10 protein-coding genes and 2 rRNA genes are annotated in these 15394 nt (G+C 67.1%); 6 read left to right on the forward strand and 6 right to left on the reverse strand.

Annotated elements, in window-relative coordinates; translation table 11 throughout:
- Positions 1 to 295 precede the first annotated feature (295 nt).
- Both HUN08_RS06365 and rrf read left to right on the forward strand, forming a co-directional pair.
- A 23S ribosomal RNA gene (locus HUN08_RS06365) occupies positions 296 to 3426 on the forward strand.
- A gap of 120 nt (positions 3427 to 3546) precedes the next feature.
- Positions 3547 to 3663 (forward strand): 5S ribosomal RNA (gene rrf, locus HUN08_RS06370).
- Between the two features lie 89 nt (positions 3664 to 3752).
- Here rrf and HUN08_RS06375 read toward each other — a convergent pair.
- Positions 3753 to 4607 carry a universal stress protein gene (locus tag HUN08_RS06375; protein WP_124248347.1) on the reverse strand — a complete coding sequence of 285 codons (855 nt, stop codon included), beginning with the start codon at positions 4605 to 4607 and terminating at the stop codon, positions 3753 to 3755.
- Between the two features lie 18 nt (positions 4608 to 4625).
- On the opposite strand from HUN08_RS06375, the gene nucS reads away from it, so the two are divergent.
- Positions 4626 to 5309, forward strand: coding sequence for an endonuclease NucS (gene nucS / locus HUN08_RS06380; protein WP_124248348.1), 684 nt, complete (start codon positions 4626 to 4628; stop codon positions 5307 to 5309).
- Positions 5310 to 5366: 57 nt separating this feature from the next.
- Here the strand turns inward: nucS and HUN08_RS06385 are convergent, their stop codons facing one another.
- Both HUN08_RS06385 and mce read right to left on the reverse strand, forming a co-directional pair.
- Positions 5367 to 6497 carry a hypothetical protein gene (locus HUN08_RS06385; protein ID WP_124248349.1) on the reverse strand — a complete coding sequence of 377 codons (1131 nt, stop codon included), beginning with the start codon at positions 6495 to 6497 and terminating at the stop codon, positions 5367 to 5369.
- A gap of 9 nt (positions 6498 to 6506) precedes the next feature.
- Positions 6507 to 6965, reverse strand: coding sequence for a methylmalonyl-CoA epimerase (mce, locus tag HUN08_RS06390; protein WP_124248350.1), 459 nt, complete (start codon positions 6963 to 6965; stop codon positions 6507 to 6509).
- A gap of 73 nt (positions 6966 to 7038) precedes the next feature.
- On the opposite strand from mce, the gene HUN08_RS06395 reads away from it, so the two are divergent.
- The 3 genes from HUN08_RS06395 to HUN08_RS06405 are packed head-to-tail and all read left to right on the forward strand — an operon-like array spanning position 7039 to position 9626.
- Positions 7039 to 8244, forward strand: a complete 1206-nt coding sequence (locus tag HUN08_RS06395; protein WP_124248351.1) for an acetyl-CoA C-acetyltransferase — start codon at positions 7039 to 7041, stop codon at positions 8242 to 8244.
- A 27-nt stretch (positions 8245 to 8271) separates the two neighbouring features.
- Complete coding sequence (locus HUN08_RS06400) at positions 8272 to 8661, forward strand: DUF3817 domain-containing protein (RefSeq protein ID WP_124248352.1); 390 nt, start codon at positions 8272 to 8274, stop codon at positions 8659 to 8661.
- On the forward strand, positions 8658 to 9626 hold the full coding sequence (locus HUN08_RS06405; protein WP_301546924.1) for a tetratricopeptide repeat protein: 969 nt from the start codon (positions 8658 to 8660) through the stop codon (positions 9624 to 9626). The genes HUN08_RS06400 and HUN08_RS06405 overlap by 4 nt, the downstream gene beginning before the upstream one ends.
- A gap of 129 nt (positions 9627 to 9755) precedes the next feature.
- Here HUN08_RS06405 and glgB read toward each other — a convergent pair whose 3' ends face one another.
- From glgB to HUN08_RS06420, 3 genes are read right to left on the reverse strand one after another with little or no spacing between them, the layout of a single operon-like run.
- On the reverse strand, positions 9756 to 11975 hold the full coding sequence (glgB, locus tag HUN08_RS06410; protein WP_301546973.1) for a 1,4-alpha-glucan branching protein GlgB: 2220 nt from the start codon (positions 11973 to 11975) through the stop codon (positions 9756 to 9758).
- A 19-nt stretch (positions 11976 to 11994) separates the two neighbouring features.
- Positions 11995 to 14067 (reverse strand): ATP-dependent DNA helicase, encoded by a 2073-nt coding sequence (locus tag HUN08_RS06415; RefSeq protein WP_301546925.1) that lies wholly within the window; start codon positions 14065 to 14067, stop codon positions 11995 to 11997.
- 8 nt (positions 14068 to 14075) lie between these two features.
- Entirely contained in the window at positions 14076 to 15377 is a 1302-nt protein-coding gene (locus tag HUN08_RS06420) for a nicotinate phosphoribosyltransferase (RefSeq protein ID WP_124248354.1), read from the reverse strand.
- Positions 15378 to 15394 lie beyond the last annotated feature (17 nt).

Here is a 15394-nt window from a genome sequence, read left to right on the forward strand (position 1 = left end):
AACACACGGATGTGTGTTGGTCTCGGATGCCGGCCGACTACCGCCCGTGAAGGCATGGTCCTTGTGGATTGTGTGGGTGTTGGGGTGGGTGGGTGTGTGTTGTTTGAGAATTGCATAGTGGATGCGAGCATCCGAAGCAGTCCCTGTGTGGGGTTGTTTTGTGTGCTGCAATTTCTAATGGTTTTTGTAAGCATTGTGTGTTCCGCGCCCTGTGGGTGTGGGCACAGTTTTGTGCACTGTTGCGATGGTTACATTCGTGTCCCAGCTTCATGTTGGGGTGTGGGTGTAGGTGTTGTTGTAAGTGTGTAAGGGCGTTCGGTGGATGCCTTGGTACCAGGAGCCGATGAAGGACGTGGGAGGCTGCGATAAGCCTCGGGGAGCTGTCAACCGAGCTGTGATCCGAGGGTGTCCGAATGGGGAAACCCAGCACGAGTGATGTCGTGTTACCCACCGTTGAATGTATAGGCGGTGTGGAGGGAACGTGGGGAAGTGAAACATCTCAGTACCCATAGGAAGAGAAAACAATTGTGATTCCGTGAGTAGTGGCGAGCGAAAGCGGAGGAGGCTAAACCATGCGCATGTGATACTCGGCAGGGGTTGTGTGTGTGGGGTTGTGGGGTCGTGTTGTCCGGTGCTGCCGTGCTGGAGGCGAGTGAGAAAACTGCATGTTAGGCGAAGTGGCCTGGAATGGTCCGCCGTAGACGGTGAGAGTCCGGTAGCTGAAAGTGTGTGGTCTCGTTTGACGCGTGTCCCCAAGTAGCAGCGGGCCCGTGAAATCTGCTGTGAATCTGCCGGGACCACCCGGTAAGCCTGAATACTTCCTGGTGACCGATAGCGGACTAGTACCGTGAGGGAAAGGTGAAAAGTACCCCGGGAGGGGAGTGAAATAGTACCTGAAACCGGACGCTTACAATCCGTCAGAGCCTGCGCCCTTGTGGGTGGGTGATGGCGTGCCTTTTGAAGAATGAGCCTGCGAGTCAGTGCTCAGTGGCAAGGTTAACCCGTGTGGGGTAGCCGTAGCGAAAGCGAGTCTGAATAGGGCGATTTGAGTCGCTGGGTCTGGACCCGAAGCGGAGTGATCTACCCATGGCCAGGGTGAAGCGACGGTAAGACGTCGTGGAGGCCCGAACCCACTTCAGTTGAAAATGGAGGGGATGAGCTGTGGGTAGGGGTGAAAGGCCAATCAAACTCCGTGATAGCTGGTTCTCCCCGAAATGCATTTAGGTGCAGCGTCCCGTGTTTCTTGCCGGAGGTAGAGCTACTGGATGGCCGATGGGCCCTACTAGGTTACTGACGTCAGCCAAACTCCGAATGCCGGTAAGTGAGAGCGGGGCAGTGAGACTGCGGGCGATAAGGTTCGTAGTCGAGAGGGAAACAGCCCAGATCGCCGGCTAAGGCCCCTAAGCGTGTACTAAGTGGAAAAGGATGTGGGATCGCGAAGACAACCAGGAGGTTGGCTTAGAAGCAGCCACCCTTGAAAGAGTGCGTAATAGCTCACTGGTCAAGTGGTCCTGCGCCGACAATGTAGCGGGGCTCAAGTACACCGCCGAAGCCGCGGCACTCACACAAGACATCGGCATCGTTCTACGGGATGGTGTCTAGTGGTGTGGGTGGGTAGGGGAGCGTCCTGCATCCGTGGAAGCAGCGGAGTGATCCAGTTGTGGAGGGTGTGGGAGTGAGAATGCAGGCATGAGTAGCGAAAGCAGAGTGAGAAACTCTGCCGCCGAATGACCAAGGGTTCCTGGGCCAGGTTAATCCGCCCAGGGTGAGTCGGGACCTAAGGCGAGGCCGACAGGCGTAGTCGATGGACAACGGGTTGATATTCCCGTACCCGTGTATCCGCGCCCAGTGGCGAATCAATTGTACTAACCATCCAAATCCCTATGGACCGCCTTCGGGTGGCCGGCGGGTGCTGCATGGGACCTCGGTTGTAGTAGTCAAGCGATGGGGTGACGCAGGAAGGTAGTGGGGCCAGTCGATGGTAGTGCTGGTGTAAGCCTGTAGGGAGGAACATAGGCAAATCCGTGTTCCATATATCCTGAGAGGTGATGCGTAGCCGTTGAGGCGAAATCCATGATCCTATGCTGCCGAGAAAAGCCTCTAGCGAGCTGGTACACGGCCCGTACCCCAAACCGACACAGGTGGTCAGGTAGAGAATACTAAGGCGATCGAGAGAACTGTGGTTAAGGAACTCGGCAAAATGCCCCCGTAACTTCGGGAGAAGGGGGACCAGCCCTGGTGACCGGCTTTACGCTGTGAGCTGGGGGTGGTCGCAGAGACCAGAGAGAAGCGACTGTTTACTAAAAACACAGGTCCGTGCGAAGTCGTAAGACGATGTATACGGACTGACGCCTGCCCGGTGCTGGAAGGTTAAGAGGACCGGTTAGCCACTTTGGTGGCGAAGCTGAGAATTTAAGCCCCAGTAAACGGCGGTGGTAACTATAACCATCCTAAGGTAGCGAAATTCCTTGTCGGGTAAGTTCCGACCTGCACGAATGGCGTAACGACTTCTCTGCTGTCTCAACCACAGACTCGGCGAAATTGCAGTACGAGTAAAGATGCTCGTTACGCGCGGCAGGACGAAAAGACCCCGGGACCTTCACTATAGCTTGGTATTGGTGTTCGGTTCGGTTTGTGTAGGATAGGTGGGAGACTGTGAAACTCGCACGCCAGTGTGGGTGGAGTCATTGTTGAAATACCACTCTGACCGTATTGGACCTCTAACCTCGGACCATGATCTGGTTCAGGGACAGTGCCTGGTGGGTAGTTTAACTGGGGCGGTTGCCTCCCAAAAAGTAACGGAGGCGCCCAAAGGTTCCCTCAGCCTGGTTGGCAATCAGGTGTTGAGTGTAAGTGCACAAGGGAGCTTGACTGTGAGACGTACATGTCGAGCAGGGACGAAAGTCGGGACTAGTGATCCGGCACCGGCAAGTGGAAGCGGTGTCGCTCAACGGATAAAAGGTACCCCGGGGATAACAGGCTGATCTTCCCCAAGAGTCCATATCGACGGGATGGTTTGGCACCTCGATGTCGGCTCGTCGCATCCTGGGGCTGGAGTAGGTCCCAAGGGTTGGGCTGTTCGCCCATTAAAGCGGCACGCGAGCTGGGTTTAGAACGTCGTGAGACAGTTCGGTCTCTATCCGCCGCGCGCGTAAGAAACTTGAGGAAACCTGTCCCTAGTACGAGAGGACCGGGACGGACGAACCTCTGGTGTGCCAGTTGTTCCACCAGGAGCACCGCTGGTTAGCTACGTTCGGAAGGGATAACCGCTGAAAGCATCTAAGCGGGAAGCCTGTTCCAAGATGAGGTTTCTCACCACCTACGCGTGGGTAAGGCCCCCCACAGACCATGGGGTTGATAGGCCAGAACTGTAAGCACAGCAATGTGTTCAGGTGACTGGTACTAATCGGCCGAGGACTTACAACAACACTTCACCACTATTGGTGACTCCAACAAGTGTTGAACAGCATCAACCAACAAGAAAACAACGCATCCACTATGCAACTCTGAAACAACACACCCTGCGGTGTGCTAATTTCACAGAGTTACGGCGGCTATAGCGGAGGGGAAACGCCCGGCCCCATTCCGAACCCGGAAGCTAAGCCCTCCAGCGCCAATGGTACTGCACCCTAACCAGTGTGGGAGAGTAGGACACCGCCGAACACAATTTACAAAGCACCCCCGGACTTCGGTCCGGGGGTGCTTTGCTATTTGCGCTCTTCGCGGCTTTCTGCACGTGAAAGTCGCGCGTATCAGTTGCTCTCCGGCTGGGACGGCAGGATGACAACCGGCTCGGAGATCACTCGGAGCATCTTGGCCGCGGTCGCGCCGAGGAAGATCCGCTGCGGCGCGGCGAGTCGGCTCGAGCCCACCATCAGCAGATCTCCGTCATGCCAGTCCAGTTTCGCCACGGCCTCCTCGACGGTGGAGCCGTGCGCGGCGTCGACGGTGATCTCGATGTCGGGCGGCAGGACCTCGCGTGCCTTCGCCAACGCCTCGTGGGCGTGCTCGACGGCCCGTTCGGGAGCCGTCGGGTCGGCGCCCCCGCCGGGTAGCTGATCGAGTGCCACCAGAGAGATGAGCCGCAGGGGCACCGCGGCGCGTCGGGCGGCCTCGACCGCGAATCCGAGGAGCCCGGCCGAGCCGGCGCGTCGACCGAGCGCACAGGTGACGCGCGTCGTCCGCTCGACGGGCGAGTTCCGCGTCCCGCGCGGGGCGAGGGCGACGGCGAGCGGGGAGGCGCGCAGGAGGTCGTTGACGACGCTGCCCAGCGAATGGCTGCCGACTATCCCGCCGCCGGAGGCGCCGACGACGATCAGGACTGCCCCGACTCGGGTGGCCTCGGCGATGATGCCCGCGGCGATCGAGTCGTGAAAGGCGACGTGGGCCTCCGACTCGACGTCGGGGACCAGGGCCCGCGCCTGCTCGAGCCAATCCGCCGCTTGCTCGCTGACCACGTCGAGCAATGCGGGATCGGCGCCCGGTTGGTGTGCCGGGGCGATGAGCCCGATGTCGAGTTCGGCGCCGACCGATCGGGCGAGCCGGCCCGCTAGCACAACCGCGTCCGCGCCCCCATCGTTGGCCAGGTAGGCGACGAAGATTCTCATGTGTCTAAGCTAGCCGGTGTGCGTCTGGTCGTAGCGGAATGTCAGGTCGACTATGCGGGTCGGTTGACGGCCCATCTCCCGATGGCGCGGCGGCTGCTGCTGATCAAGTCGGACGGCTCGGTGAGCGTCCACGCCGACGACCGGGCCTATAAGCCCCTCAACTGGATGAGCCCGCCCTGCTGGCTCACCGAGGAGGATGTACCCGCGGACAGCGCCGCCGAGGCCGTCTGGGTCGTGGAGAACAAGGCGGGGGAGCAGCTGCGCATCACCATCGCCGAGATCGAGCACGATTCCAGCCACGAACTCGGCGTCGACCCCGGATTGGTCAAGGACGGCGTCGAGGCGCACCTGCAGGAACTGCTCGCCGAGCACGTCGAGAAGCTGGGGACCGGCTATACGCTGGTTCGCCGGGAGTACCCGACGGCCATCGGCCCGGTCGACCTGCTGTGCCGCGACGCCGACGGTGCGACGGTGGCCGTGGAGATCAAGCGGCGCGGCGAGATCGACGGCGTCGAACAGCTGACCCGCTATCTCGAACTGCTGAACCGCGACACCAGCATCGCCCCCGTCGCCGGGGTGTTCGCCGCACAGCAGATCAAGCCCCAGGCCCGGACCCTCGCGACTGACCGCGGGATCCGGTGCCTGATCTTGGATTACGACGAGCTGCGCGGCATGGAGAGTCCGGAGTTCCGCCTCTTCTGACGGCGCGCTTCACCCGCAGGGGGTTTCGGTCCGATCAGCCCGAGTGACCGCCCCCGGTCACGACCGGTCCGTCGAGGCGCTCGTCGATCCGCCCCGGTGGGTGACCGAACGCCGGCGACCGGCGACGGCCGACTTCGTGACCGAGCGGCTGACCACCGCCGCGCGCTGCGAGAGCAAGGCGGCGTCGGTGTCGTCGTCGAGTTCGGCGATCTCGTCGAGTTCGGCGGTCGACAACTCCGGTGCCAGCGCCAGGTGGTCGGCCAGGTCGGCGAGGCGGGCCAGCGTCTCGTGGTGCGCCGCCCTGGTCTTCGCGGCCAGGTCGCGGGCCTGCTGCAGGCGTTCGGCCGCCATCTCGTCGGCGGCCAGACGCGTGCGTTCGGCCAGGTCCTGGGCGTCGGCGAGGGCCTTTTCGGCGTCGGCCTTGGTCTCGGCGGCATGCTTCTCCGCGTCGGAGGTCAACTCGTCCGCATGCTTCTTCGCGTCGGCGGTGAGTTCGTCGGCCTGCTTCTTCGCCGACGAGGACACCGCATCGGCGTCGGCGCGCGTCGTCGCCAACAGCTGTTCGGCCTCGGCGCGGGCCTCGGAGGTGAGTCGTTCCGCCTCGGCCTCCGCTTCGGCGGCGAGTCGTTCGGCCTCGGACTGCGCGGACTCCAGGGTGTTGCGCGACTGGCTGCGTGCGTCACCGCGGAGTTTCTCCGCCTCGGCGGCGGCCAAGGCCAGCAGTTCGTCGCGCGACTTCTCCGCGGCGACGACGTCGGCCTCGAGCTGGGCCTTGCGCTTCTCGAGTTCCGCGCTCGTCTCGCGATGGGTCTCCATCGCCTTCTCGTGGGCTGCCTGGGCGTCCTGCTCGGCGACCGAGCGGATCTCGTCGGCCTCGGCCCGTGCGTTCGCACGGATCTCGGAGGCCTCGTCGGAAGCCAGTTGGAGCATCCGGGACAGCCGCTCACTCATCCCGGCGGCCGTCGTCGGCGGGACGGAGAGCTTGTCCACCTCCCGTCGCAGATTCTCGATCTCCTCGCGGGCCTGCTCGAGATGGGCGGCCAACTCGCCGGCATGGGCGACGGCGGCGTCGCGATCGGTGGAGAGGAGATGGAGCTCGGAGTTGAGGACGCCGAGTTGCTGTTCGACGGTGTCGGGGTCGTAACCGCGCCGGACCAGCGGGAATCGGGTTTGACGTGTATCGGCCATGGGTACAGCCTAGTGTTCGCCGTGAGCTGGTTCGACGAGTTCAAGGAGCACTCCGCCCGCGTCACGCGGGTGTACGAAGTTGATCCTCGAATCCGCGGTGCCGCGCTTGGCCTGCGGGTAGAGGACCCGCACGCCGGCCGCGGTCAGTCGTTCCACCACCTCGTCGACGTTGGTGACGCGGACCGCGAGTTGCTGCAGGCCCGGACCGCTCCGGTCGAGGAACTTGGCGATCGTCGACTCGTCGTTCAGCGGTGCAAGGAGCTGGATGACCGCGCCGTCACCGCCGTCCTTCGGGCCGATCATGGCCTCGCGGACACCTTGCTCGTCGTTCACCTCCTCGTGGAGGGTCGTGAAGCCGAGATGGTCTGCGTACCAGGCCTTGGCGACATCGAGATCGGGGACCGCGATGCCGACGTGATCGACGCCGACGACGAGGTCGTTGATGAGGGTGGTGGGTGAGTCGCTCATGCCTTAAAGGTAGCGTTATGGTGCGGCGATCCGCCAAAGCGGGTCGCGAAATACTTTGTCACAGGAGTCGTCCATGTCCAGTTCCGGATCCGCTTCTTCCACCGTGATCGTCGCCGGGGCCCGCACGCCCTTCGGCCGGCTCCTCGGCTCGCTGAAGGACTTCAGTGCCGTCGACCTGGGCGCCATCGCGATCAAGGGGGCATTGGAGCGGGCCAAGGTGCCCGCCTCTGCCGTCGACTACGTGATCATGGGGCAGGTCCTCACCGCCGGCGCCGGTCAGATCCCGGCGCGCCAGGCCGCGGTCAAGGCCGGGATCGGCTGGGATGTTCCGGCGCTGACGATCAACAAGGTCTGCCTCTCCGGCATCGACGCCATCGCGCTGGCCGATCAGCTCATCCGCGCGGGTGAGGTCGAGGTCGTCGTCGCGGGCGGCCAGGAGTCGATGACTCAGGCACCGCATCTGCTCCCGGGCAGCCGCAGCGGGTTCAAGTACGGGCCCGCCGAACTCGTCGACCACATGGCCCACGACGGACTCCACGACGCGTTCACCGATCAGGCGATGGGTCTGCTCACCGAGTCGGCCAACGACACCGACGGTTTCACCCGCGAGCAGCAGGACGAGGTCTCGGCGCGCAGCCACCGCCTGGCCGCCAAGGCCGCGGAGGACGGGGTGTTCGACGACGAGATCGTCCCGGTGCCGATCCCGCAGCGCAAGGGCGATCCCGTCGAGTTCCGCGTCGACGAGGGCGTGCGCGCCGACACGACCGCCGAGAGCCTCGCCAAACTGCGCCCGGCGTTCCGCAAAGACGGCACCATCACCGCGGGCAGCGCGTCGCAGATCTCCGACGGGGCATGTGCCGTCGTCGTCATGAGCAAGGCGAAGGCACAGGAACTCGGGCTGGACTGGTTGGCCGAGATCGGGCCGCACGGCATCGTCGCCGGCCCGGATTCGTCGCTGCAGGAGCAGCCGGCGAATGCCATCGCCAAGGCTTGTGACCGCGCCGGCATCAAGCCGACCGACCTCGACCTCGTGGAGATCAACGAGGCCTTCGCCGTCGTCGGCCTGGCGTCGGCGAAGAAGCTGGGCATCGATCCGGAACGGGTCAACGTCAACGGTGGCGCCATCGCCCTCGGCCACCCGATCGGAACCTCCGGCGCCCGCCTCGTGCTGCATCTCGCCCTGGAGCTCAAGCGCCGCGGTGGCGGCGTCGGCGCGGCCGCGCTGTGCGGCGGCGGCGGGCAGGGTGACGCCCTCATCATCTCCGTTCCCAAAGCCTGAACCCCCCGGGCACAGCAAAGGATCATCGTGAAGACTGTTTTCGATTTGTCGACTCCCGCCAAACGGTTCCGCTTCGTCGCGGTCGCCGAGGCGATCACCTGGGCCGCGCTGTTGGTGGCGATGTACTTCAAGTGGGTCGAGGGACATGAGTCGGCCGTCCGGATCCCCGGCATGGTGCACGGCATCGTGTTCCTGGCCTTCGTCGCCGTCTCCTTCCTCACCGCCCGTGCGCTGAAGTGGAATCTGATCACCCTCGGGTTGGCGCTGGTGTCGTCGCTGCCGCCGTTCGGCACCCTCGTCTTCGAGTGGTGGGCGCGCCGCAGCGGACGGTTGGCCGAACTCTCGGCGGCCGTGCAGGAGCCCGCCGGTGATCGCGACGGCGAGGCGCCCGCCGAACATGCCAAAATGGACGTGTGAGCAGACCAGTCAATCGTCAGCAGGCCGCCGCGGCCGCCCGTCAGCAGCAAGCTGCCGCAGCGATGTCGGGCGCCGTTGACCTGTCCGTCCTCAAGGACCGGGCCGAGGCCCGTCGCGCCGGGCAGTCCGCGCCGCCACCACCCGCGGGGGGAGCGGGCGCGGCGCCGGTTCCGTCCGGGCCGGTCGTCGACGTCACCGAGGCGACCTTCGAGCGCGACGCCATCGAGGCGTCGACGCGCCAGCCCGTAGTGGTCGAGCTGACCGCGGCGTTGGGCGGGGAGACCGCCGAGCTGTCGTCGGTCCTGGAGCAGTCGGCCGCGCGGGCCGGTGGTCGCTGGGTGCTCGCCCGGGTCGACGTCGAGACGAATCCGCGCATCGCCCAGGCGTTCCGCGCGCAGTCGGTGCCGATGGTCATCGCGCTCGCGCACGGGCAGCCGGTGTCGGCCTTCGCCGGCGCCAAATCGCCGTCGGAGGTCCAGACCTGGCTCGACGACGTCTTCGCCCAGGTCGGCCAGGCCTATCCCAACCTTCCCGGAGCCCCGGCGCCGGTCGAGGAGCCGGAGGACCCGAAGATGGTCGCCGCCGCCGACAAGCTCGACGCCGGTGATCTGGACGGCGCGCTCGCCGACTATCGGGAGATCGCCGACGCGGAACCGCACAACGTCGAGGCGGCGTCGTTGGTCCGAAACCTGACCTTCGTCGCCCGCGCGTCGAAGCAACCGGCCTCCGCGGTCGAGCTCGCCGTCCCCGGTGACGTCGACTCCCAGCTCGCCGCCGCCGACGTCGAGCTGCTCAACCAGCAACCGGAGGCGGCCTTCGACCGGCTCGTCGAGTTGGTGCGGGCCACCGCGGATGACGACCGCGCGCGTGCCCGGGCACGACTGTTGGAGTACTTCGAGCTGTACGAGCCGAGTGAGCCGGTCGTGATGGCCGCGCGTCGAAAGCTGGCCTCCGCCCTCTTCTGACCGCCGAGTGGGCACCCCAACCCCGCCGCGCTGGTCGAGTGGATCCGAGCCCCCTGGGGCGAGGAACCGTATCGAGACCGTGGGCACCCAAATCGTGCCGAGTGGGCACCCAGGTCGGCGGATAGCGGCTCAGCCGAGCTCGAGCCAGACCGATGTGTTCGCGGCCAGCGGGAGGGCGATCGACGTGGCGCGACCCTGCCAGGGGATGTCCTCGGTGTCGTAGACCGCGCCCACGTCGACCTGTTCGGAGCGACGGCCGCCGTACCGCTCGTCGTCGCTGTCGAACACGACCGTCCAGCGCCCGGGTTCGGGCATCCCCACGCGATACTCGCCGAACGGATCGGGCGCGACGTTGAACAGGCACACCAGCGTCGAACCGTCGCCGCGACGGCAGAAGCCGAAGACGGGTGAGGAGGCCTCGCCCGCGGAGATCCATTCGTAGCCGGTGGGTGACGCGTCACGGCCGTGGAGCGCGGACAGGCGGTGCGAGAGTGAGTTCAGCTCCCCGACGAGGCGCGCGATCCCGCGGTGCAGCGCCGCCGGCCCCTCGCCGCGACCGTCCTCGTCGAGTTCGTGCCAGTCGACGCCGCGCTGATCGGCCCATTCGGCGGTCTGGCCGAACTCCTGGCCCATGAACAGCAACTGCTTGCCCGGATGGCACCACTGATAGGCCAGGAAGAAGCGCACCGCGCGGGCCTTCGCGTCGTCGTCGCCGGGGACCCGGGTCCACAGTGTGCCCTTCTCGTGGACCACCTCGTCGTGGGAGAGCGGCAGCAGGAAGTGTTCGTTGAACGCGTACATGAGCGAGAACGTGATCTCGTGGTGGTGGAAGGCACGGTCGGTCGCGTCGCGGGAGAGGAACGCGAGGGTGTCGTGCATCCAGCCCATACTCCATTTGAGGGAGAAGCCGAGGCCGCCGGCCGAGGTCGGGCGGGTGACCCCCGGCCACGACGTCGACTCCTCGGCGATCGTGACGACGCCGGGATGCGCGTCGTGGACCGCCTCGTTCAGCTCCCGCAGGAAGGCCACGGCCTCCAGGTTCTCCAAGCCCCCGTGGATATTCGGCGTCCACCGCCCGGGACCGCGCGAGTAGTCGAGATACAGCATCGAGGCGACCGCGTCGACGCGCAGCCCGTCGAGATGGAATTCCTCGATCCAGTACAGCGCGTTGGCGACGAGGAACCCGGCGACCTCGCGACGGCCGAAATCGAAGACGAGGGTGCCCCAATCGGGGTGTTCGCCGCGTTGCGGGTCGGCGTGCTCGTAGGTGGGGGAGCCGTCGAACCGGGCGAGCGCCCACGCGTCGCGGGGGAAATGCGCCGGCACCCAGTCGACGAGCACGCCGATGCCGCGCCGGTGGAAGGCGTCGACGAGAAACCGGAAGTCGTCGGGGGTGCCCAACCGCGACGACGGCGCGAAGTAGGAGGTCACCTGGTAGCCCCACGACCCGCCGTACGGGTGTTCCGCGACGGGCAGCAGCTCGACGTGGGAGAAGCCCGCAGCGGCGACGTAGTCGACCAGCTCGACGGCGAGCTCGCGATAGCCCAGCCCGGGACGCCACGACGCGAGGTGGACCTCGTAGATGCTCATCGGGGCGGTGAGCGGATCGGTATGCGAGCGCCCCGCCAGCCAATCCGAGTCACCCCAGCGATGCCCGCCGTCGCCGGTGATGATCGACGCGGTGCCGGGCGCGGTCTCGGCGAAGCGCGCCATCGGGTCGGCTTTGTCGACGACCGTCCCGTCGGCGCCGTGGACGCGGAATTTGTACAGCTCACCGGCGCGCACCTCGGGCAGGAACACCTCCCACACGCCGCTGGAACCCAGGCGTCGCATCGGGGCCATGCGCCCTTCCCAGCCCTCGAAATCGCCGACGACGGTGACGCCGCGAGCGCTGGGCGCCCACACCGAGAAGGCCACCCCGGCCACCGGGCCCGACGCGGAGTCGACGGCGAGGGGCCGGGCCCCGAGGACCTCCCACAGCCGTCGGTGCCGGCCCTCGACGACGAGCCGCAGCGCCTCCTCGTCGACGGTGGGCGCGAACCGGTAGGGATCGGCGACGACGAATTCGCGGTCGGGGTCGGTGTAGTGGGCGCGCAGCCGGTAGTCGTCGACGACGGCGTGCCCGGATTCCACCGCGGCCGTCCACACCCCGTCGGCGGATTCGGTCATCGGCCACTCGGTCTCGCCGACGAGGACGGTCACCGCCGTCGCCTGCGGGCGCAGGACGCGGACCGCCCATCGGCCGTCGGGCAGCGGGTGCGGACCGAGGACCGAATGGGGATCGGTGTGGGTGTGCGCGCCGAGGGCGTCCAGATCGGCCGCCGGAAGCCGCGGGTCGCTCCCCGCGATGCTCACGCGACCCCGGACGTCATGCGGTCAGCCGGTCGAGGGCGGCGAGGACCGTCGCGGTGTCGGTGGTCTTCCAGAACGGGGGCAGCGACGTGAGTAGGTAGTTCCCGTACCGCGCGGTGGCCAGGCGGGAGTCGAGGACGGCGACGACGCCGCGATCGGTGGTCGACCGGAGCAGCCGGCCAGCACCCTGGGCCAACAGGAGCGCCGCGTGGTTCGCCGACACCGCCATGAACCCGTTGCCGCCGGCCGCTTCGGCCGCGCGGGCGCGGGCACTGGCCAGCGGATCGTCGGGGCGCGGAAAGGGGATGCGGTCGATGACGACCAGGGAGAGGGAGTCGCCGGGCACGTCGACCCCCTGCCACAGCGACAGCGTGCCGAACAGGCAGGTCGCCGGGTCCTCGCTGAAGCGGCGGACCAGCGTCGACGTGGAGTCTTCGCCCTGACACAGGATGGGGGTGTCGGTGCGCTCGCGCAGTGCCTCGGCGGCCTCGCGGGCGGCCCGCATCGACGAGAAGAGTCCCAGCGTCCGCCCGCGCGCGGCGGCCATGAGCTTCTCCAGTTCGGCGAGCATCTCGTCGGACAACCCGCCGCGCCCGGGCGGGGGCAGGTGCTTGGCGACGTAGAGGATGGCCGAGCGCGGGTAGTCGAATGGTGACCCGACGTCGACCCCGCGCCACCGGAGCACCTCGTCGTCGGCGGGGACCGCCTTTCCGGTGGCCGTCACATCCCCGGTGGTGGCCGCCTCGTCGCGCGCCTGGTTGCCGGCGACGGGGAGTCCCCACGTCGTCGCCAGGGCGTCGAAGGAGCCGCCGACGACGAGGGTGGCCGACGTCAGCACGACGGTGGCGTCGGCGAAGAGCGAGGCGCGCAGCAGCCCGCCGACCGAGAGCGGCGCGATGCGCAGCACCCGCCGAACGGAGCCGGATTTCAACGGTTCCTCGGCCAGCCACACGACATCGCGCCGTTTGGCGGCGTCCGGCTCGTCGAAGGCGGTCAGCACGCGGACGGCCGCGTCGTGCAGTTCCTCGAGCGACGTGATCGCCGCCGATCGCGCGGCGGCCGCGTCGCCGTCGGTGTCGCCGCTCGCGCGCACCGGGCCGATCCCGCTGCGCGCCCGCCACAACCGGTCGCGCAGGCTGGCCAGCGCCGAGTCCCAGCCGTTCGGCAACGACGTCAGCAGCCGCGGCGTCGAATCCTCCAGCAGCCGTTCGAGCAATTCGGCGCCGCCGAGCACGTCGTCGACCAGTTCCTCGTCGACCAGTTTGGCCGCGCGCCGGGCGGCCAGCGTCACCGACGCGGCCGAGAGTTCGTCGGTGGCGACCGAGGTGATGCGGTCGGTCAGCTCGTGGGCCTCGTCGATGATGACGACGTCGTGCTCGGGCAGGATCTGGGCCGGGGAGAGCGCGTCGATGGCCAGCATCGCGTGGTTGGTGACGACGACGTCGGAATGCGCCGCGAGGTCGCGGGCGCGCTCGGCGAAACAGTCGTCGGAGAAGCTGCAGTTGGCCGCGCCGAGGCATTCGCGCGCACTAACGCTGACCTGCCGCCAGGAGCGGTCGGAGACGCCGGGGGAGAGGTCGTCGCGATCACCGGTCTCGGTGTCCGAGCACCATTCCCGCAGGCGGGTGACCTCGCGCCCGGTTCGCGACATCTCGAAGGCGTCGAACAGCTCGGTATCCGGTTCGTCGGCGAGGCCGCCGTGGATCTTGTTGAGGCACAGGTAGTTCGAGCGGCCCTTGAGGATTGCGAAGCTGGGTTCGGAGCCCAACGGGTCGGCCAGCGCCGGCGCCAACCGGGGCAGGTCGCGCTCGATGAGCTGGCGCTGCAGGGCGATGGTCGCGGTCGAGACGACGACGGTCTTGCCCGACTCGCAGGCGTGGGCGATCGCCGGGACCAGATAGGCCAGCGACTTGCCGGTGCCGGTGCCGGCCTGCACCGCGAGGTGTTCGCCGGTGTCGATGGCGTGGGCGACGGCGCCGCACATGCGGACCTGGCCGTCGCGGGTCTGTCCGCCCAGCGCCTGTACCGCCGCGGCGAGGAGATCGGTGGTCGCGGCGGAGATTGGCGCCGGCGAGGTCTCAGCGGTCACGCGTCGACTCAGAACGCATAGCGGGTGGGGATGGCGGGTTCGCCGTGTGAGAGGCCCAGCCCCTCCCACGGCAGGGTCACCAGCGCGGCGCGCAGGTGCTCGCGGGCGTCGGTCAGCGTGCCGGCGTCGGCGACGACGGCACCGTCGCGGACCAGCGGCACCTGCAGCGGTGTCGTCGCGTGGCCGGCGACCTCCGGTGCCGGCGCGCCGGCCGGGTACAGCACCTCTTCGGTCACCGTCCCCGACGGCCGGGCGATGCGCGCGGCACCCTTCGCCCCGCCGTGCGATTCCTTGTGGCTGGACCGTTTGGCGACGGGGATGCCGTCGATCTCGACGAGCTTGTAGACCATGCCTGCGGTCGGCGCACCGCTGCCGGTGACCAGCGACGTGCCGACGCCGTAGATGTCGACCGGCTCGGCGCGCAGCGAGGCGATCGCGTATTCGTCGAGGTCGCCGGAGACGACGATCTTCGTCTTGTGCGCGCCCAGGGAGTCCAGCTGGTCGCGCACCTGGCGGGCGAGAATGCCCAGGTCGCCGGAGTCGATACGGACCGCGCCCAACTCCGGTCCGGCGGCCTCGATGGCGTTGGCGACGCCGCGGGTGATGTCGTAGGTGTCCACCAGCAGCGTGGTGCCGGTGCCCAGCCGGGCGACCTGCGCGCGGAAGGCGTCGGTCTCCTGCGGCCCCTTCTCGTCGGTGAACAGCAGGGTGAAGGCGTGCGCCGCGGTGCCCGCGCTGGGCACGCCGTAGCTGCGTGCGGCCTCCAGGTTCGACGTCGCCGTCACACCGGCGAGGTAGGCCGCCCTGGCACTGGCCACCGCGGCGTACTCGTGGGTGCGCCGCGACCCCATCTCGATGATCGGCCTGGTCCCGGCCGCCGAGACCATGCGCGCGGCGGCCGAGGCGATGGCGCTGTCGTGGTTGAGGATCGAGAGGATCAGGGTCTCGAGGATCACCGCGTCGGCGAAGGGTGCCTTGACGGTGAGGATGGGGGAACCGGGGAAGTACAGCTCGCCCTCGCGGTAGCCGTCGATCTGGCCGGTGAAGCGGTAGTCGGCGAGCCAGGCCACCGTCTCGTCGTCGAGGAATTCCGAGACGAGGGCCAGCTCGTCGGAGGTGAACCGGAAGTCGGCGAGGGCGTCGAGGAGTCGTCCGGTGCCGCCGACGACGCCGTAGCGACGACCGTCGGGCAGACGTCGGGCGAATACCTCGAACACGCAGGGCCGGTCCGCCGCGGGGTGTGATCGCGCGGCCGAGATCATCGTCAGCTCGTAGTGATCGGTGAGGAGAGCTGTGCTTGGGCGGGTCACTCTCGTTACCCTAGTCT

Source organism: Gordonia sp. X0973 (genome assembly GCF_013348785.1).
GTDB lineage: Bacteria > Actinomycetota > Actinomycetes > Mycobacteriales > Mycobacteriaceae > Gordonia.